This is a genomic window from Billgrantia tianxiuensis, assembly GCF_009834345.1.
GTDB classification, from domain to species: Bacteria; Pseudomonadota; Gammaproteobacteria; order Pseudomonadales; family Halomonadaceae; genus Halomonas; species Halomonas tianxiuensis.
This window is the reverse complement of the sequence record NZ_CP035042.1, coordinates 3,191,887-3,210,434: the sequence shown is the minus strand read 5'-3', so window position 1 is coordinate 3,210,434 and position 18,548 is coordinate 3,191,887. Positions and strand designations below refer to the sequence as shown.

Below are 18,548 nucleotides of genomic sequence, written 5' to 3'. Positions count from 1 at the left end.
AACTCAGCGAATGCCGGCGCCCTGGGCGCGCGCCTGGGCTTTTTCCTTGTGTTTGACCAGTTGACGGTCGAGCTTGTCGGTCAAGGCATCGATAGCGGCGTACATGTCGGGATCGGAAGCTTCGGCATGCAGGTCGGCGCCGGCGGCATGTATCGTACAGGCGGCTTGTTGGCGTTCCTTCTCGATCGAGAGCGTGACCTGCACGTTGGTAATGTTGTCATAGTGGCGTTGGACGCGGTTCAGCTTCTCGCTCACGTAGTCACGCAGTGAATCGGTCAGCTCTACATGATGGCCGGTGATGTTGACTTGCATGACAAGCTCCTTCGTCCTTCGGGTGGTAGCTCGATTGTAACCCTTTTTACTGCCCTGCAAACCCCCTCGAGCCGCCGAGATTGTCTGGCGTCAACGTTACGTGGAGGCCTCAGCGAAAACGCTTGCGCTCGCTCGAGGAGGGAATCCCCAAGGCCTCACGATACTTGGCAACGGTGCGGCGTGCCACCTGAATCCCGTCGTCTGCGAGCAATTCCACCAGGCGGCTGTCGGAGAGCGGCTTGCGTGGCGGCTCATCGGCGATCAGCTTGCGAATGCGGGCGCGAATCGCCGTGCTGGAGTGGGCGTCGCCATCGCCGTTGCCGCCGACATGGCTGGAGAAGAAGTACTTGAGTTCGAACACACCGCGTGGCGTGTGGATGAACTTTTGTGTGGTCACGCGAGAGATGGTCGACTCATGCATCTCGACGGCCTGAGCGATATCGGCCAGCACCAGGGGCTTCATGGCTTCCTCGCCCTGCTCGAGGAACTCGATCTGGCGCGCCATGATTTCGCGGCCCACCCGTAGCAGGGTGTCATTGCGGCTCGCCAGGCTCTTCATCAGCCAGCGCGCCTCCTGCAGGTGATCCTTGAGAAACTGATTGTCCTGACTCTTGTCGGCGCGGCGCACCAGGGCAACGTAGTCGGGTTGGATGCGCAACCGGGGCAGGGCGTCGGCGTTCAGCTCGACACGCCAGCCGGACTCGTCATGATAGGCAACCAGATCCGGCGTGACGTAGCTGCTGCCGACCTCGGCATAGGCGCTGCCCGGGCGGGGGTTCAGCGAACGGACCAGGGCGATGACCTCGTCCAAGGCTTCGTCGTCCAACCCCAATCGGCGCTTGAGCAGGCGGCGATCGTCGGCGGCCAGGGCTTCGAGAAACTGGCGCACCAGGCGGCGGGTCTGGGGTAGCAGGGGCGTGTCGTCGGGCAGGGTGGCTAGCTGCAGCATCAGGCACTCGCGCAAGTCGCGGGAGAATACCCCGGTAGGCTCGAACTGCTGCAGTCGCAGCAATACCTGCTCGACTTCCCGTACGGTCAGGCCGTCGAGGCCCTGCTGGCGCAGTCCGTCGCGGATCTCCTCCAGTGTCTGGGCCAGGTAACCGGCACCATCGACGGCATCGATCAAGCTCTCGGCGATAATGTGCTGGCGCTCGCTCAGGTCGGTCATCGCCAGTTGCCAGACCAGGTGTCCGGCCAGGGTCTGCTCCGAGGCCTGACGCTCGAAGTCGGGGCCTTCGCCAGTGACACCCGAGCCGCTGCCATGATCGGGGTAGGTATCGGTCCAGTCGCTGTCGGTCGACAGCTCGTTGGGTATTTCGCTGGCCCAGTCTTCGCTTTGGGCTTCGCTGACGGCCTGTTCACCAAAGCCGTCGTCGAGCTCCAGCATGGGGTTGGATTCCAGCGCCTGTTGGATCTCCTGGCGCAGGTCGAGAGTCGAAAGCTGCAGCAGGGCGATGGCCTGCTGCAGCTGGGGAGTCATGGTCAGCTGGGTGCCGACACGCAGTTGCAAAGATGCTTTCATGGCCATGAGAATACGGGGCTCATTTGCCGGAAAACTCTACCCTAGACCGGCGTGCGATGACTTGCAAGCGAAATAACTGCAATAAGCATGCCATCGGCAATATTCATGCCTTTTGAGTAACTTTTAATTTAAATCATAGTGTTGCCGGGGTGGTTGGGGTTTAGAGCCGGAAATCCTCTCCCAGGTAGACTTCTCGTACCCGCTTGTTGGCGAGAATGGCCGCAGCGTCCCCTTCGGCGATGATCTGGCCGTCGCCGACGATATAGGCCGAATCGCAGATATCGAGCGTTTCGCGAACGTTGTGGTCGGTGATCAGGACACCGATGTTGCGTGCCTTGAGCTGACGGATGATGCCCTTGATCTCGCCCACCGAGATCGGGTCGACCCCGGCAAAGGGTTCATCGAGCAGAATGAACGCCGGTTCGGTGGCCAGGGCGCGGGCGATCTCGACACGTCGGCGTTCGCCGCCGGACAGGCTCATGCCCAGGTTGTCGCGAATGTGGGTGACGTGGAAGTCCTCCAGCAGGCGTTCGAGCCGCTCGTGCCGCCCGTGGCGGTCGAGGTCCTTGCGCGTCTCGAGGATGGCCATGATGTTGTCGGCCACCGACAGCTTGCGGAAAATCGAAGCTTCCTGCGGCAGGTAGCCGATACCAGCCTGGGCACGCTCGTGCATCGCGCTGTGCGAGAGGTCCTGGTCATCGATGTGGACTTCGCCAGCATCCGCTTTCACTAGCCCGACGATCATGTAGAACGAAGTCGTCTTGCCGGCCCCGTTGGGGCCGAGCAGGCCGACCACGCAGCCCTGCTCGATGGAGAGGCTGATGTCGTGTACCACGCGGCGGCGTTTGTAGCTCTTGGCCAGGTGCCGGGCATGCAGGGTCTTCATTGGCATCTCAGCGCTCCGGCTGCAGGGTCATGCGGATACGCTGGCGCCCCTCGACGCCTTCGCTTTCGGCACGGGCCTGGACGACGCGGCGATCGAGGAAGTACTCGAGATAGCCGCCGTCGAAGGTATCGCCGCCCTGGTGCAGTTCGGCGCGGTCGATCAGTTCCACCCGTCGTTCGGCCACATGATAGATAATGGTGCGCCCCCAGCCGCGTACCACGGGCTGCTCGGGATCGGGCTGCTGTTCGATGTAGGCGCGTTCGCCGCGTGCCGTGGCACGCGAGAGTTCGCCGGCAGCATTGCGTTGGAACTCCACCCGGTCGCCGGTCAGGCGCATGCTGCCCTGGCGAATATCGACATCGCCGGTGTAGACCGCCGTGCCGGCACGGTCGTCCAGGTCGAGCCGGTCGGCCTCCACTTCGATGGGCTGGTCGGCATCGCGCTGCTGCGCCATGGCCGAGCCGGCTACCCACGCCATGCCAACCAGCGCCAGGGTGAGCAGCGTTCGGGCGGTTGGGAGCTTGCATCGCTTCATGGCGTGAAATCCTCTAGGTTGACGGCTTCGGCGGCCTGCCCCGGCTGGGCCCCTTCCGGGGGTGGTGGCCGCGCACATTGTCGGTCAAACGCGCCCGGTTGTCATGGATCCAGGCATCGAAGCGCTCGCCGCGCATGCGCTGCGGCGGTTGCTGCAGCAGGGCGGGCGTATCGCTCCAGGCGTGTCCTACGTTGGAGTCGAAGTGCAGGATATCGGTGTCGAGCTGCCAGCGCTCCTCGGGGGCAAGGAGTCGAGCCTCGCCAGTGAGCGTCAGCGGGTTGCCGCTGGGGCCGAGCCGTCCTTCGGTGGCGTTGGCGATCCACAGTCGGCCCTCGCGGTCGATCAGGTGGGCCAGCGGCGTGACGGCGCGGGTGACGTCGTCATGAGGCGTGTGTACCAATCTAGGGCTCTCCAGGCGTTGATGAGCCCTGCCGCTGGCATCGAAGCGGGTCAGTTGCGCCTGCTCCAGGTAGTAGTCAGGCTCGCCGGCTTCGTCCGTGGGCACCGGGCCCGGCGCCGGCGCTTGCCAAGGGTCCAGCCAGGCGATTAAGCCGCCCAGGGCGACCAGCAGCAGGAAAAGCCAGACACGAAATGAGGGGCGCGGCAACCGGCGCAGCATATCCAGGTGGCCTCAGCGCTTGCCGTGGAGGTAGGTGTCGATCAGGGCGTCGCGATGCCCCTGGGCCTCGAGCAGCATGTCGCAAATCTCGCGCACCGCGCCATGTCCACCGCTGCGTTCGGTGACATGGTCCGCCAGGGCGCGGATATAGGACGGAGCGCCGGGAACGGTGATGCCGATGCCGGCGCGCTGGATGGGGGCCAGATCGGGCAGGTCGTCGCCACAGTAGGCGACTTGCTCAAGTTCGATTCCCTTGCGCTGGCATAGCTCGCGCAGGATGGCGAGCTTGTCTTCACAGCTCTGGAAGACATGGTCGACACCGAGGGCCGCGGCGCGATGGCTGACCATGGGCGACTCGCGTCCGGTGAGAAAAGCCACCTGGAGGCCGGCGCGACGCAGCAGCTTGATGCCCAGGCCGTCCTGAGTATGGAATGCCTTGATTTCGACGCCGTCGGATTGGAAGTAGAGGCGGCCGTCAGTGAGGATGCCATCCACGTCCAGCGCCAGCAGACGAATCCTGCGCAGGCGGTCGAGAAGGCGTGGATCGATAGTAGAGGTGGCCAGAGCCATGGGCTCTCCTTGGTCAGGGTGATGTCAGATCACGCCGCTTCGCAGCAGATCGTGCATGTGCAGGGCTCCGATGGGGTGGCCCTCTTCGTCGACGACGGCCAACGCCGTTATCAGGTTGTCCTCCATCATGCGCACCGCCTCGGCGGCCAGCACGTCGGGGGCAATGCGTTTGCCGGGGCGGGTCATGACGTCGTCCACTGTCAGCTTGCTGAGGTCCTGGTGCTGATCGAGCGTGCGGCGCAGATCGCCGTCGGTATAGACACCGATCAGTCGATTCTGCTCATCGACAACGCAGGTAAAGCCGAGCCCTTGTCGGGTGATCTCGAGCAGGGCGTCGCGCAGGGGGCTGCCCAGCGGTACCCGCGGCAGTCGCTCGCCTTGATGCATCAGGTCGCTGACCCGCAGCAACAGACGCTTGCCCAGGCTGCCGCCGGGGTGCGAGAGAGCGAAATCCTCGGCGGTAAAGCCGCGTGCCTCGAGCAGTGCCACCGCCAGAGCATCACCCAAGGCCAGAGCGGCCGTGGTCGAGGCCGTTGGTGCCAGATCCAGCGGACAGGCTTCGCGCGCCACGCCGGCGTCGAGATGGGCGTCGGCGTGGCGGGCTAGCGTCGAGTCGGGGCGCCCGGTCATGCTGATCAGTGGCGTGCCGATGCGCTTGAGCAGCGGCAGGAGCGCCGTTACCTCAGCCGTTTCGCCGGAGTTAGAAAGTGCCAGCACCACGTCGCCTGGCGTGATCATCCCCAAGTCGCCGTGGCTGGCTTCGCCGGGATGGACGAAGAAAGCCGGGGTGCCGGTGCTGGCGAGGGTGGCAGCGATCTTGCCGGCGATATGGCCCGACTTGCCCATGCCGGTCACCACGACGCGCCCCTGGCAGGCGAGCATCAGTTCGCAAGCGCGATCGAAGTGGCTGTCGAGCCGGTCGGCGAGCGCGGCGATGGCCTGTTCCTCGACTTGCAGCGTGCGACGGGCGCTGTCGCGCAACGCCGAGGAATCCTGGGCGGAAGGGGCGGGTGAGGAGGATTGGTCTGCGGTCATGACGATGATTGTTGCCTGATGTGAGGTTTCACTCAAGGGTGGCACCGCCGCTGAGTCCGAGCCAGACGAGATAAGCGGCGTAGGTGGCAAGAAAGGCAGCGCCGGCGACCCGGCCTAGACGGCCTTGGCGTTGCCACAGCAACAGGATGGCCATGGCCAGGGTCAGCAGCAGCATGACACGGTAGTCCCGTCCGGCGGCGTCCGGATGTGGTGCGCCGGGCGCCAGCACGGCAGGTATCGGCAGTACGGCCAGCAGGTTGAAGAGGTTGGAACCGATCACGTTGCCGATCGCCAGGTCGTGCTGGCGTTTCAAGGCGCTGGCCACACAGGCGGCCAGTTCCGGCAGGCTGGTGCCCACGGCAACCACGGTGAGGCCGATCACCAGTTCGCTGATGCCCAACCCTCGGGCCAGTTCGCTGGCTCCCCACACCAGGGCGCGAGAGCTGAGCGACAGCAGCACGAGGGTGAGGACGACCCACAGCAGGGCGTGCTTGAGCGTCATGTCCGGTATTGCGTCGCCCGGTATGGTGTTGGGGGTATCGGGAGTGTCGGCCCGCACCAGCCACCACACGCTGAAGATCATCAGCAGCACCAGGATCAGGGCGTCGAAGCGACCCAGAATGCCGTTGGCCAGCGCATAACCGGTGACCCCGGTGGCCCCGAGCAGTAGCGGTAATTCGCGACGTACCAGGGAAAAGGGTACCGGGATGGGGCGAACCAGGGCCGTGGCCCCCAGTACCAGGCCAATATTGGCGATGTTGGAGCCAAGGGCGTTGCCGGTAGCCAGGTCGGGAAGGCCATCGAGCGCAGCGAACAGGGCCACCACCATCTCGGGAGCCGAGGTGCCGAGCGCCACGATAGTCATGCCGACCAGCAATTCGCTCAGCCCGGTGCGCCTGGCAGTGGCGGCGGCGGCGTTGACGAAACGATCGGCGCTCCAGGTCAGAACGGCGAGGCCGCAGGCGACCGTGATGAGAGGTAGCAGCATGGCAGCGATCATGGCGATGGAAGGGGGCACATTAGACGTCTTCAGTGGTTCGGGTGCAAGCCATTGGACGGGTTGGGCTGGCGCCGGGCGGAAGAGTTAGGATACGATGTTCGATAATTTTTCCTGGACTTTGCGGCATGATCGATTCCCCCTTCGTGGAGGTGAGCAATCTGCATTTCTCGCGAGGCGAGAAGGTCATCTTCAGCGGCGTCGAGCTGCAGATTCCCCGTGGCCGGATCACGGCCGTCATGGGGCCCAGTGGCACCGGCAAGACGACGCTGCTCAAGCTGATCGGTGGCCAATTGGTTCCCGATGCCGGTCGGATCCTGATCGATGGTCATGACGTTCATGCCCTGTCGCGCAAGGCTCTGTTTACCCTGCGCCGACGGATGGGCATGCTGTTCCAGAGCGGTGCTCTGTTCTCCGATCTCAGCGTATTCGAGAACGTGGCATTCCCGCTGCGGGTGCATACCGACTTGCCGCCGACGATGATTCGCGACCTGGTGTTGATGAAACTCCAGGCCGTGGGGTTGCGCGGGGCGCGAGAGCTGATGCCTGCCGAGCTATCGGGCGGCATGGCGCGCCGCGTTGCTCTGGCTCGGGCAATCGCATTGGATCCTGAGCTGGTGCTCTACGACGAGCCATTCGTGGGCCAGGATCCGATCTCCAAGGGCGTGCTGGTGCAGTTGATCAAGCAGCTCAACGATGCGCTCGGGCTGACCTCCGTCGTGGTATCGCACGATATTCAGGAGACGCTCTCGATAGCCGATTATGTCTATGTCATCGCTGACGGCCAGGTCATGGCCCACGGCACGCCGGACAGCCTCGACATCGACGATGATCCGCGCGTCAGCCAGTTCGTGCACGGCGAGCCGGACGGTCCCGTGCCTTTCCATTATCCGCGCCCGACTACTTCCACGACATCCTCAACCTGGAGGGGCGGCCATGATCGGGCGCATCCTGAGTCTCGGGCGGCGCGGCTGCGATGTGCTCGAAGCGCTGGGGCGCTCGGGCCTGTTCCTCGCGCAGTCCGGTGTCGGCATCCCGTCCCGCGAGGGTTGGTACCTGTGGTTGCGCCAGATGCATTTCGTCGGTGTGCTGTCGCTGGCCATCGTGCTGGTATCGGGGCTGTTCATCGGCATGGTGCTGGCACTGCAGGGCTATACCATTCTGGTCGACTTCGGTGCCGAGCAGGCGCTGGGCCAGATGGTGTCGCTGTCGCTGTTGCGCGAGCTGTCACCGGTGGTGGCGGCGCTGTTGTTCGCAGGACGTGCCGGCTCGGCGCTGACCGCCGAGATTGGCCTGATGAAGGCCACCGAGCAGCTCACCAGCATGGAGATGATCGGCGTCGACCCTCTGCGCCGGGTGGTGGCACCGCGGCTGTGGGCCGGGTTCGTGGCGCTGCCGCTGCTCACTGTCGGCTTCAGCGTGATCGGGATCTACGGCGGCTACCTGGTCGGCGTCGAGTGGCTGGGGTGTTCGAAGGCTCCTACTGGGGCAACATGCAGGCCAGTGTCGATTTCATCGAGGACGTCGGCAACGGCATGGTCAAGAGCCTGGTATTCGCGCTAGTGGTGACCTGGATAGCGGTATTCCAGGGCTACGACCTGGTGCCGACGTCGGAAGGTATATCCCGTGCCACCACGCGTACGGTGGTGTATTCCTCATTGGCGGTGCTGGGCCTCGACTTCGTTCTTACCGCGCTGATGTTCGGAGGATTTTCCTGATGCCTGGTGACTATTTAACGCGTAACGGAGTGGCAGCATGAAGCGCAGCAAGACAATGGAGCTGGGTGTCGGCCTGTTCATGCTGGCCGGGATCCTGGGGTTGCTCTTCCTGGGGCTGCGGGTCAGCGGGCTGACTTTTTCCGTGCCGAGCGACACCTTTCGGCTCGAGGCCAATTTCGCCAACATCGGCAGTCTCAAGCCGCGTGCCCGAGTCACCATGTCGGGTGTCACGGTGGGGCGGGTGACGGCCATCGAGCTCGATCGTGAATGGTATGACGCGCGTGTGATACTCGAGCTCGACGCGGAACTGGAGGGGCAGCTGTCGCGTGACACCACGGCGGCCATCCTGACGGCCGGCCTGCTCGGCGAGCAGTACGTCGGCCTCACCGTGGGTGGGGATCCCGAAATGCTGAGTGACGGCGATATCATCCGCGACACCCAATCCGCCCTGGTGCTGGAGGAACTGATCCAGCAGTTTGTGTCCAATATGGTCAGCGACTGAGCCACCTATTTTTTGAGGTCGATCCATGAGCCAGATGACTCTTCCCTTCGTTGTGTTTCGCCGCCTGTTGCTCGGCCTGTGCCTGACCCTGACCAGCATGACGGCGCTGGCCGCTCCCGAGCGTAGCCCCGAGCAGGTCATTCGCGACAGCGTCGACGAGCTGATGGGGCAGATCGAAGGGCGCAAGGACTACTACGCCAGCAATCTGGATGAACTCAAGACGCTGGTCGACGACAGCCTCGAGGACATCGCCGATTTTCGTTACATCGGTGCCAGCGTGATGGGGCGCTATTTCCAGAACGCCTCCCCCAGCAGCGCTCCCGGTTCGTCAACGTGTTCCGCCAGACCCTGATCGATACCTACACCAAGGGGTTGGTGACCTTCGACTATCGCGAGCTGCGCGTGCTGGATAGTCAGCGTGCGCCGCGCCATGAGGATCAGGCATCCGTAGCCATGGAGGTTGTGGCGATGGACGGCACGGTCTATCCGGTCAGCTACACGCTGCGCCAGAGCGAGGGGCAGTGGAAGGTGGTCAACGTCATCGTCAACGGTATCAACCTGGGGCTGACGTTCCGCAACCAGTTCGACCAGGCCATGCGCGACCATGGCCGCGACTATGACGCGGTGATCGCCAACTGGTCGCCGGAAATCGCTACCGAGGAACTGGAAGAGGGCGGCAACGCGTGAGTCGCCTGCTCGAGCGTGGTGGCGTTCTGCTGGAGGCCGGCCCGGAGGGGTTGGCCGTCAGCGGCGATGTCGATTTCGAGATTGCCGCGCCGCTGGTCGAGGCGGGAACCGCCTGGCTGGTCGAACGGCCCGCCGGTACGCGCCTCGTGCTCGACCTGGAGGGCGTCGAGCGGGTGAGCAGTGCCGCTCTCAGCGTACTGCTTGAGTGGACGCGCCAAGCGCGTAAGGCGGGCGTCAAGATCAGCGCCGTGCGCCTATCCGAGCCGCTGGCTCGGTTGACGCGGGCAGCGGGGCTCGACGAGCTGCTACCGCTTGCCGGTCAGGCCTGATCGGCTCCGGCATCGCCAAGCGCGATGCTTTTCTTTACCATGTGGGGATTCTTGTTCTCGGCGGCGGCCCGTATGGGGCCGTGCGCCGCTCCATTCGTGCCACAGGAGTTCCGTTTTTCATGCAACCCAGTGATGTCAAGGCGCTGCTAGAGGCACGCCTCGAGGATTGCGAGTTTCATATCCAGGGTGAGGGCTGCAATTTTCAGGTCATCGCCGTGGGTGAGGTCTTCGACGGTCTGTCGCCGGTCAAGCGTCAGCAGTTGATCTATGGCGCGCTCACCGAGGAAATCGCTTCCGGAGCCGTGCATGCCGTGAGCATCAAGACCTATACGCCGGCGCAGTGGGCGAGCGCGCCGGAGAACGTGTCTTCACGCAGCCAGGGTGCCTGACGGTCTAACGCTCATGGACAAGTTGATCATTACCGGCAACGGACCCGTCGACGGCGAGGTCTGGGCCAGTGGCGCCAAGAATGCGGCGCTGCCCATCCTGTGCGCAACCCTGCTGGCCGACGAGCCAGTGACCATCGGCAATCTGCCGCATCTCCAGGACATCACCACCACGCTGGAGCTACTGGGACGCATGGGCGTCGAGCCGGTGATGGGCGAGAAGATGTCCATCCAGCTCGACGGCTCGCAGGTGCGCGATTGTCACGCTCCCTATGAACTGGTCAAGAAGATGCGCGCCTCGATCCTGGTTCTCGGACCGCTGCTGGCGCACTTCGGCCATGCTGACGTCTCCCTGCCCGGTGGCTGCGCCATCGGCTCGCGCCCGGTCGACCTGCACATTCGCGGGCTCGAGGCCATGGGCGCCGAGATTCGCGTCGAGGGGGGCTATATTCGGGCGCGTGTCGACGGCCGACTCAAGGGCGCCACCATCTTCTTCGACACCGTGACCGTTACCGGTACCGAGAATCTGCTGATGGCGGCAACCCTGGCGGAAGGCACCACGGTGTTGGAGAACGCGGCCCGTGAACCCGAAGTGGTGGATCTGGCCGAGTGTCTGATCAAGATGGGGGCGAAGATTCGCGGCCACGGCAGCAACAATATCGTCATCGAAGGGGTCGAGCGTTTACATGGCGCCTATCATGACGTCATGCCCGACCGCATCGAAACCGGAACCTTTCTGGTCGCCGCCGCTCTGTCGCGCGGCCGGGTCCGGGTACGCAACACCCGTGCCGACATTCTCGAGGCGGTACTGGCCAAGCTCGAGGAGGCCGGAGCCAGGATCGCCGTTGGCGATGGCTGGATCGAGCTGGACATGGAAGGCCGGCGTCCGCGCCCGGTCAATATCCGTACCGCCCCCTATCCCGGTTTTCCGACCGACATGCAGGCCCAGTTCGTGGCGCTCAACGCCGTGGCCGAAGGTACCTCCCGGGTGGTCGAAACCATCTTCGAGAATCGCTTCATGCACGTTCAGGAGCTGAACCGCATGGGAGCGAAGATCGCGCTCGAGGGCAATACCGCCATGATCACCGGCGTCGAGCGTCTTTCCGGCGCTCCGGTGATGGCCACCGATCTGCGCGCCTCGGCGTCGCTGGTGATCGCGGCGATGATGGCCGAGGGCGAGACCCTGGTCGATCGTATCTATCACATCGACCGCGGCTACGAGTGCATCGAAGAGAAACTGCAGCTGCTGGGAGCCAGGATTCGCCGCATTCCCGGCTGAGCGGGCGATGCGGGGCCAGCAGTTTCCGAATTAGGCGAGAGCATGAGCAAGCAATTGATTCTGGCCCTGTCGAAGGGCCGCATCCTCGACGAGACCCTGCCGCTATTGGCGGATGCCGGCATCGTTCCGGCCGAGGATCTGGGCAAGAGCCGCAAGTTGCTTTTCGACACCAACCTCGACGCCGTTAAGCTGGTCGTCATTCGTGCTACCGATGTGCCGACTTATGTACAGCTCGGCGCCGCCGATCTGGGCGTGGCGGGCAAGGACGTGCTGCTCGAGCATGGTGCCGAGGGGCTCTATGAGCCGCTGGATCTCGAGATCGCCAAGTGCAAGCTGATGACGGCAGGCATCGACGGCGCAAAACCGGCCCGTGCGCGGCGTCGCGTGGCCACCAAGTTCGTCAACGTGGCGCGTCGCTACTACGCCGAACAGGGTATTCAGGCCGAAGTGATCAAGCTCTACGGGGCCATGGAGCTGGCGCCGCTGATGAACCTGGCCGACGAGATCGTCGATATCGTCGATACCGGCAATACCCTGCGCGCCAATGGCATGTCGCCGCGTGAGCTGATTGCGCCGATCAGTACGCGCCTGGTGGTCAACAAGGCGGCCATGACCATGAAGCACGAGCAGCTCAAGCCGCTGGTCGCGCGCCTCGCCCAGGCGGTGGAGCGGCGCAGGGCGGATGCCGAGGCGTAGTCCCGGTAACTCGCCGCCGCTCGCGGCAACGGTACATTTTTCACGTGGAGGCGTATGCGACCATGAGCGACACCTTATTCGAATCCGTCGATATCGCCCGGCTGTCGACCGAGGCTGCCGATTTCGAGACCCGGCTCGATGCGCTGCTGGCCTGGGAGGGCGTTTCCGATGCCAATGTCCAGGCACGCGTGGAGGAAATCATTTCGGCGGTCAAGGCGCGGGGCGATGCGGCCCTGATCGAATTCTCCAACCGTTTCGATCGCTTGACGGCAGCCAGCATGAGCGAGCTGACGCTGGACGCCGGGCGTCTCGAGCAGGCGTTTCGGGGCCTGTCCGAGGAGCAGCGGGACGCCCTGGCCCAGGCCGCCGAGCGCATTCGCCTCTATCACGAGCGGCAGAAGCCAACTTCCTGGTCCTATACCGAGGCCGATGGCAGCGTGCTCGGCCAGCAGGTCACACCGCTCGATCGGGCCGGTATCTACGTGCCGGGCGGCAAGGCGGCATATCCCTCTTCGGTACTGATGAACGCCATTCCCGCTCACGTAGCGGGCGTGCGCGAGATCGTCATGGTGGTGCCTACTCCCGACGGGGTGCTCAACGAGCTGGTGCTAGCGGCGGCGCACCTGGCCGGCGTCGACCGGGTATTCACTATCGGCGGTGCCCAGGCGATAGCGGCCATGGCCTACGGCACCGCCAGCGTGCCGCGCGTCGACAAGATCGTAGGGCCAGGCAACATCTACGTAGCGACCGCCAAGCGGGCAGTCTTCGGCCAGGTGGGTATCGACATGATTGCCGGTCCTTCGGAGATTCTGGTCGTGTCGGACGGCGGAACCGATCCGGAGTGGTTGGCCATGGACCTGTTCTCCCAGGCCGAGCACGACGAAGATGCCCAGGCGCTGTTGGTCAGTTGGGACGAGTCCCACCTGGCGGAGGTCGAGGCGGCCATCGCTCGCCTGCTGCCGACGCTCGAGCGCCATGAGATCGTGCGCCAGTCGCTGGCGCGGCGCGGTGCGTTGATTCTCTGCCGCGACCGCGACGAGGCCGTGACGCTGATCAATCGCATTGCTCCGGAGCACCTGGAGCTTTCCATGGCCGACCCGGAGGCACTGCTGCCGCAGGTACGCCATGCCGGCGCTATCTTCATGGGGCGCTATACCGCCGAGGCACTCGGCGACTACTGCGCGGGACCCAACCACGTACTGCCGACCTCCGGCACGGCACGCTTCTCCTCGCCGCTGGGTGTTTACGACTTCCAGAAGCGTTCGTCGATCATCCACTGCTCCGAAAGCGGAGCCTCGACCTTGGGCAGGGTGGCCTCGGTGCTGGCGCGCGGCGAATCGCTGACGGCGCATGCCCGCTCAGCCGAGTACCGTATCAAGGATTGAGAAGGAATCGAGAAGGGGCGTTCGTCAGCGCTCGGGCCGGCGGCTCGGCGGCAGCGGGCGCTCTCCCACCTCCAGATCGACGGTGAACTTCTCGCCACTGCGTACCACGGTGAGGGGCAGTGTGGCGCCGGGTTCGATGGCGGCGATGTCGCTCATGGCGGCACGCGCATCGAGAATGGGGCGTCCATCGACCTCCAGCAGCACGTCGCCGGGGCGTAGCCCGGCCAGGGCCGCGGGTCCTTCCGGCACCACGGCCGAAATGACGACGCCACGTGGCGCCTGCAGGCCGAATGAGGCAGCCAGATCCTGGGTCATCTCCTGTGCCTCGATGCCGAGCCAGCCGCGAATCACGCGCCCCTGGGTCACCAAGGCTTCCAGGATGGAGCGGGCGAGGCGGGTGGGAATGGCGAACCCGACTCCCTGGGAGCCTCCCGAACGCGAGAAAATAGCGGTGTTGATACCGACCAGCGAGCCCTCTGCATTGATCAGTGCGCCGCCGGAGTTGCCGGGATTGATGGCGGCATCGGTCTGGATGAAATCCTCGTAGGCACTCAGCCCCAGATGGCTGCGCCCCGTGGCGCTGATGATCCCCATGGTGACGGTCTGGCCTACCCCGAAGGGGTTGCCGATGGCCATGGCGATGTCGCCTATCGCCACATCTTCGGTGTCGGAAAGCTGAATGACCGGCAGATTGTCCAGGTCGATGCGCAGCACGGCCAGGTCGCTTTCTGGGTCGGTGCCGATGACCTCTGCCAGGGTCTCCCTACCGTCGCGCAAGGCCACCTGAATCTCGTCGGCGCCATCGATGACATGATGGTTGGTCAGGACGTAGCCATCTGCGCTGACGATGACGCCGGAGCCCAGGCTCGACAGCAGGCGCTGCTGGGTCGGCAGGTCGTCGCCGAAGAACTGGCGGAAGAACGGATCCGACATCAGCGGATGCTCCTCGCGTGCCACCACCCGGGATGAATAGATGTTGACGACCGCCGGAGCAGCCTTTTCGACGGCCTCGGAGTAGCTGACCGGACCTTGCTGGCGAGCCAGTGGCTGCGCCTGCTGGAGTTCGGGCGAGGGGCGCGATAGCTGTTGCTGGAGTTCGCTCTGTGGCGCGGACGGAGAGGGCGAGGAAGGCCCTTGGAGTAGCTGCGGAAAGGTATTGAGCAAGACGATGGCCAACAGCACGCCGATGAGGACGGGCAGGGCATAGGCAATGAGAGAACGACGCATGCGGCGCTTCCTGGTCGGCGGGCGGTCGATGGCATCCCGCTCAGTCGTTACAATGGAGCCAATTGTAACATCGACACCGAAGCGCTGTCCGGAGGTGAGATGATTTTGCGCGATGACCTGGTACGGGCCTGCGATACGCTGCTCGGTGCCCCCACATTCAAGGACTATACCGTCAACGGTCTTCAAGTGGCAGGGCGTGAGGAGGTGCGTCGAGTGATGAGCGGCGTGACTGCGTGCCAGGCGCTGCTGGAGGAGGCGGTGGCATGGGATGCGGACCTGCTGCTCGTTCACCATGGTTATTTCTGGAAGAACGAGCCGGTGCCCATCACCGGAATCAAGCAGCGCCGCATCCGTACGCTGCTGCTCAACGACATCAACCTGCTGGCCTACCACTTGCCGCTTGATGCCCACGCGGAGCTTGGCAACAACGCCGAACTTGGCCGTCGGCTCGGATTCCGCGTGGAGGGCTGTGCCGACGGTGAGCTGGGGCAAGGGTTGGTATGGCTCGGGAGTGTGCCCGAGCCGACGGCGCCCAAGGCTCTGGCGAACCATGTGGGGGTGTGCCTGGGACGTGAACCGCTACTCGTCGAGGCGCCTGGCGGCGAGCTGGTGCGCTGCGTGGCGTGGTGTACCGGCGGGGCGCAGGACATGATCACCCAGGCCTGGGAGGCAGGTGCCGATGCGTTCATTTCGGGTGAGATCTCCGAGCGTACCACGCACCTGGCGCGCGAACTGGGCATCCACTACCTGGCCGCAGGGCATCATGCCACCGAGCGTTATGGCGTCCAGGCGCTGGGCGCCTGGCTCGAGCGTGAGTTCGGCGTCATGCATCGCTTCGTCGATATCGATAACCCGGCGTGACGTTCATCTTTCGCGGCGCAGGAATCAATAGCGCGGGGGCTGGGGGAGTTCGCTCTTCTCGGTGCTGGGTTTGAGACCGAAATCCTCGGATAGGGTGCCGCCAGAACCGTCGGCATAGTCGCGTGGCGCCGGTACGTCGTCGCTTTCGGTCAGGGCCGGCTGGTCGGCTGCCTTGAGCCGATTCTTGTCCTGAGGTTCGCAATGCAGTGTGCTGGCATCCTCGGTGATGCGGTGTTCGAGGGTACGCATCTCGCGCTGAATGTTGCTCACCATCATGCCGACTTGGGTGAAGTGCTCGTTCATGCCCTCCCGAAGGACGCTGAGTTCGCGTTCACGCTCGGCCACCTGGCGGCGCAGCTCCTGTAGCCGGGTGGCCGATGTGCCAAGGGCACGATAGCCGAAGACGCCGATGCCAAGGCCGACCAACAGGCTGACGATAGCTACGATCCAGTTAACATTGCCGTAATCCACGAAGTTCTCCCTGATGCTGATACACGCCGGAGTTAGTGCCGCTGCCCGGTTCGAGTCATGTCTGGCCGGCCCATTATAGAAGCCTTGGCTGTCGGCGGGTCAACGCTGGACGATGCGAAGCGCCTCATCCTTTTTTCTGCGCGTGGCGTGCAGGATGCGTATAATGCGGGGCCTGCAACGATACGAGCCAAGATCAGCAAGGAATCTCTCATGTGCGCGACCGTGACTCCTGCGGGATCCCGTTCGGCCGATGCCAGTACCCCGCTGGCGCGTTACCGGGCCGATCTCGAGCGCGACGACTTTCATTACGATCCTGCCCAGGAGCAGGCCGTCGAGCACTTGCAGCGCCTGTATGACCATCTCGTAGCCTCACCTCGGACCGAGCCGCGTGCCGTCACCACCGGGCGGGGGCTCAAGTCTCGCATGGCCGGTCTGTTCGGCAAGCGGGAAAGGGCGAGGGAGGCGCCGGCTCTACCGTCAATCCAGGGTCTCTACTTCTGGGGCGGAGTGGGGCGCGGCAAGACCTATCTCGTCGATACGTTCTACGAGTCCCTGCCGTTTCCCGACAAGATGCGTACCCACTTTCATCGTTTCATGCAACGGGTGCACAACGAGCTCGAGCACTACAAGGGCGAGAAGAATCCGCTGACGCTGATTGCCGGCAAGTTCGCCGCGGAGGCGCGAGTGATCTGCTTCGACGAGTTCTTCGTCAAGGACATCACCGACGCGATGATCCTGGCCAACCTGCTCGAGGCGCTGTTCGAGCGTGACGTGGTCCTGGTGACGACCTCCAACATCGTGCCCGACGAACTGTACAAGGATGGCCTGCAGCGCGCTCGCTTCCTGCCGGCCATCGAGTTGATCAAGCGCCACTGCCGCGTGGTCAATGTCGATTCGGGGGTCGACTATCGCTTGCGCGCCTTGCAGCGTGCCGAGATATTCCATGCTCCCCTGGACGAGGCTGCGGAGCGGGAGCTCGAGCGTAGCTTCCGCGAAATTGCCCGGCACGAAGGGGAAGCTGACGTACCGGTGGAGATCAACCACCGTGTATTGCGCGCGCGGCGCCTGCACGACGACGTGGTGTGGTTCGAGTTTCGTGAGCTGTGCGACGGGCCGCGCAGTCAGAACGACTATATCGAGCTCGCCCGCGAGTTCCATACCGTGCTGGTCTCCAACGTGACTCGCATGGGAGCGTCCACCGACGACCAGGCGCGTCGCTTCATCAACATGGTGGACGAATTCTATGACCGTGGCGTCAAGCTGCTGATGTCGGCCGAGGTGCCGGCCGAGTTGCTTTACGCCGATGGGCGCCTGGGCTTCGAGTTCCAGCGCACCCAGTCGCGGCTGCAGGAGATGCAGTCGCACGAGTACCTGGCTTTGCCGCACAAGCCGTGACGACGGGGAGGCGATAGGGCTTTAATTCGCGCGGGCAGATCATGTAGAATACGCCCTCCTCGACCGTTGTCGCCGCTGCTGCGGGTGGCAACCAAGAAAAATAGGGATGATCCCGGTTGTGCTTCGGGCACGTGGGGTCCAATACACTTGTTTGATTTTGTGGTGATTTCTCCATGAAAACGTTCACTGCTAAGCCGCAGTCCGTACAGCGCGACTGGTACGTCGTCGACGCGGCGGACAAGACGCTCGGCCGTCTGGCTACCGAAATCGCTCGTCGTCTGCGCGGCAAGCACAAGCCCGAGTTTACCCCTCATGTCGATACCGGCGACTACATCGTCGTGATCAACGCCGAGAAAGTGCGGGTCACTGGTAACAAGGCCAAGGCCAAGACCTACTACCGTCACACCGGCTACCCGGGCGGTCTTCGCTCCATGAATTTCGAGAAGATGATCGCGCACGCTCCCGAGCGCGTGATCGAGTCTGCCGTCAAGGGCATGCTGCCCAAGGGGCCGCTGGGGCGCGCCATGTATTCCAAGCTCAAGGTCTACGCCGGCGCCGAACATCCGCACGCCGCCCAGCAGCCGCAAGAACTGAACATCTGAGGGGATCATCACCATGGCACAGCAGTATTACGGTACCGGGCGCCGCAAGACATCCACTGCCCGTGTTTTCCTCAAGCCGGGCACCGGCAAGATTACCGTCAACAATCGTGAGCTGGACCAGTATTTCGGTCGTGTAACCGGCCGTATGGTGGTGCGTCAGCCGCTCGAGCTGACCGAAACTCTCGGTCAGTTCGATGTCTATGTCACCGTCAAGGGCGGTGGTGGTTCCGCTCAGGCCGGCGCCATTCGTCACGGTATCACCCGTGCACTGATGGAGTACAACGAGGACTTCCGCCCGGCGCTGCGTGCCGCTGGCTACGTTACTCGCGACGCTCGCCAGGTGGAGCGTAAGAAAGTCGGTCTGCGCAAGGCGCGTCGTCGCCCGCAGTTCTCCAAGCGCTGATCTCACTCAGTCGCTGGCAAAAAACCCGGGCATTTGCTCGGGTTTTTTATTTCTTATTTCAAGATATTGCGTCGAGAATTCCACCTTGGTCAGGACTGCCTTGTCTTGTGCGTGGCAGCTCGATTCCTTAA

20 protein-coding genes and 3 pseudogenes are annotated in these 18,548 nt (G+C 63.8%); 13 read left to right on the top strand and 10 right to left on the bottom strand.

Annotated elements, in window-relative coordinates:
• Positions 1-3 precede the first annotated feature (3 nt).
• From hpf to EKK97_RS15000, 8 genes are all read right to left on the bottom strand, one after another.
• A complete protein-coding gene (hpf, locus tag EKK97_RS15035) occupies positions 4-312 on the bottom strand; it encodes a ribosome hibernation-promoting factor, HPF/YfiA family (protein WP_159553083.1) in 309 nt (102 codons plus the stop codon).
• 109 nt (positions 313-421) lie between these two features.
• Positions 422-1,840, bottom strand: coding sequence for an RNA polymerase factor sigma-54 (locus EKK97_RS15030; RefSeq protein ID WP_159553081.1), 1,419 nt, complete (start codon positions 1,838-1,840; stop codon positions 422-424).
• A gap of 154 nt (positions 1,841-1,994) precedes the next feature.
• Positions 1,995-2,720 (bottom strand): LPS export ABC transporter ATP-binding protein, encoded by a 726-nt coding sequence (gene lptB / locus EKK97_RS15025; protein WP_159555811.1) that lies wholly within the window; start codon positions 2,718-2,720, stop codon positions 1,995-1,997.
• A gap of 7 nt (positions 2,721-2,727) precedes the next feature.
• Entirely contained in the window at positions 2,728-3,255 is a 528-nt protein-coding gene (gene lptA / locus EKK97_RS15020) for a lipopolysaccharide transport periplasmic protein LptA (protein WP_159553079.1), read from the bottom strand.
• A gap of 13 nt (positions 3,256-3,268) precedes the next feature.
• Entirely contained in the window at positions 3,269-3,874 is a 606-nt protein-coding gene (lptC, locus tag EKK97_RS15015; RefSeq protein WP_159553077.1) for an LPS export ABC transporter periplasmic protein LptC, read from the bottom strand.
• A 12-nt stretch (positions 3,875-3,886) separates the two neighbouring features.
• A complete protein-coding gene (locus EKK97_RS15010) occupies positions 3,887-4,444 on the bottom strand; it encodes a KdsC family phosphatase (RefSeq protein ID WP_159553075.1) in 558 nt (185 codons plus the stop codon).
• 24 nt (positions 4,445-4,468) lie between these two features.
• Complete coding sequence (locus EKK97_RS15005; RefSeq protein WP_159553073.1) at positions 4,469-5,479, bottom strand: KpsF/GutQ family sugar-phosphate isomerase; 1,011 nt, start codon at positions 5,477-5,479, stop codon at positions 4,469-4,471.
• A 28-nt stretch (positions 5,480-5,507) separates the two neighbouring features.
• Positions 5,508-6,467 carry a calcium/sodium antiporter gene (locus tag EKK97_RS15000; protein WP_159553071.1) on the bottom strand — a complete coding sequence of 320 codons (960 nt, stop codon included), beginning with the start codon at positions 6,465-6,467 and terminating at the stop codon, positions 5,508-5,510.
• Between the two features lie 137 nt (positions 6,468-6,604).
• Here EKK97_RS15000 and EKK97_RS14995 point away from each other — a divergent pair.
• From EKK97_RS14995 to hisD, 9 genes and pseudogenes are all read left to right on the top strand, one after another.
• Positions 6,605-7,375: pseudogene (locus EKK97_RS14995) on the top strand (ABC transporter ATP-binding protein); the annotation flags it as partial.
• A 37-nt stretch (positions 7,376-7,412) separates the two neighbouring features.
• A pseudogene (gene mlaE / locus EKK97_RS14990) lies at positions 7,413-8,194 on the top strand (lipid asymmetry maintenance ABC transporter permease subunit MlaE).
• A 37-nt stretch (positions 8,195-8,231) separates the two neighbouring features.
• On the top strand, positions 8,232-8,696 hold the full coding sequence (gene mlaD / locus EKK97_RS14985; protein ID WP_159553069.1) for an outer membrane lipid asymmetry maintenance protein MlaD: 465 nt from the start codon (positions 8,232-8,234) through the stop codon (positions 8,694-8,696).
• A gap of 25 nt (positions 8,697-8,721) precedes the next feature.
• A pseudogene (locus EKK97_RS14980) lies at positions 8,722-9,383 on the top strand (MlaC/ttg2D family ABC transporter substrate-binding protein).
• Positions 9,380-9,712, top strand: coding sequence for an STAS domain-containing protein (locus EKK97_RS14975; protein ID WP_159553067.1), 333 nt, complete (start codon positions 9,380-9,382; stop codon positions 9,710-9,712). Before EKK97_RS14980 ends, EKK97_RS14975 begins: the two are co-directional and overlap by 4 nt.
• A 119-nt stretch (positions 9,713-9,831) precedes the next feature.
• Positions 9,832-10,101 carry a BolA family protein gene (locus EKK97_RS14970; RefSeq protein ID WP_159553066.1) on the top strand — a complete coding sequence of 90 codons (270 nt, stop codon included), beginning with the start codon at positions 9,832-9,834 and terminating at the stop codon, positions 10,099-10,101.
• A 13-nt stretch (positions 10,102-10,114) separates the two neighbouring features.
• Positions 10,115-11,377 (top strand): UDP-N-acetylglucosamine 1-carboxyvinyltransferase, encoded by a 1,263-nt coding sequence (gene murA, locus EKK97_RS14965; RefSeq protein WP_159553064.1) that lies wholly within the window; start codon positions 10,115-10,117, stop codon positions 11,375-11,377.
• A gap of 42 nt (positions 11,378-11,419) precedes the next feature.
• Complete coding sequence (gene hisG, locus EKK97_RS14960; protein ID WP_159553062.1) at positions 11,420-12,073, top strand: ATP phosphoribosyltransferase; 654 nt, start codon at positions 11,420-11,422, stop codon at positions 12,071-12,073.
• 62 nt (positions 12,074-12,135) lie between these two features.
• The gene (gene hisD / locus EKK97_RS14955) at positions 12,136-13,458 is read left to right on the top strand and encodes a histidinol dehydrogenase (RefSeq protein WP_159553060.1); all 1,323 of its coding nucleotides are present in this window, start codon (positions 12,136-12,138) and stop codon (positions 13,456-13,458) included.
• A gap of 24 nt (positions 13,459-13,482) precedes the next feature.
• Here the strand turns inward: hisD and EKK97_RS14950 are convergent, their stop codons facing one another.
• Positions 13,483-14,685, bottom strand: a complete 1,203-nt coding sequence (locus EKK97_RS14950; protein WP_159553058.1) for a Do family serine endopeptidase — start codon at positions 14,683-14,685, stop codon at positions 13,483-13,485.
• A gap of 99 nt (positions 14,686-14,784) precedes the next feature.
• On the opposite strand from EKK97_RS14950, the gene EKK97_RS14945 reads away from it, so the two are divergent.
• Entirely contained in the window at positions 14,785-15,546 is a 762-nt protein-coding gene (locus tag EKK97_RS14945; RefSeq protein ID WP_159553056.1) for a Nif3-like dinuclear metal center hexameric protein, read from the top strand.
• 24 nt (positions 15,547-15,570) lie between these two features.
• Here the strand turns inward: EKK97_RS14945 and EKK97_RS14940 are convergent, their stop codons facing one another.
• Positions 15,571-16,017, bottom strand: coding sequence for a Z-ring associated ZapG family protein (locus EKK97_RS14940; protein WP_159553054.1), 447 nt, complete (start codon positions 16,015-16,017; stop codon positions 15,571-15,573).
• 210 nt (positions 16,018-16,227) lie between these two features.
• Between EKK97_RS14940 and zapE the strand changes: the two genes are divergently transcribed.
• The 3 genes from zapE to rpsI all read left to right on the top strand — a co-directional run bounded on the left by zapE (position 16,228) and on the right by rpsI (position 18,417).
• On the top strand, positions 16,228-17,412 hold the full coding sequence (gene zapE / locus EKK97_RS14935) for a cell division protein ZapE (RefSeq protein ID WP_159553052.1): 1,185 nt from the start codon (positions 16,228-16,230) through the stop codon (positions 17,410-17,412).
• A gap of 173 nt (positions 17,413-17,585) precedes the next feature.
• Positions 17,586-18,014 carry a 50S ribosomal protein L13 gene (gene rplM, locus EKK97_RS14930; RefSeq protein WP_111414267.1) on the top strand — a complete coding sequence of 143 codons (429 nt, stop codon included), beginning with the start codon at positions 17,586-17,588 and terminating at the stop codon, positions 18,012-18,014.
• A gap of 13 nt (positions 18,015-18,027) precedes the next feature.
• Entirely contained in the window at positions 18,028-18,417 is a 390-nt protein-coding gene (rpsI, locus tag EKK97_RS14925; RefSeq protein ID WP_159553050.1) for a 30S ribosomal protein S9, read from the top strand.
• Positions 18,418-18,548: the final 131 nt, after the last annotated feature.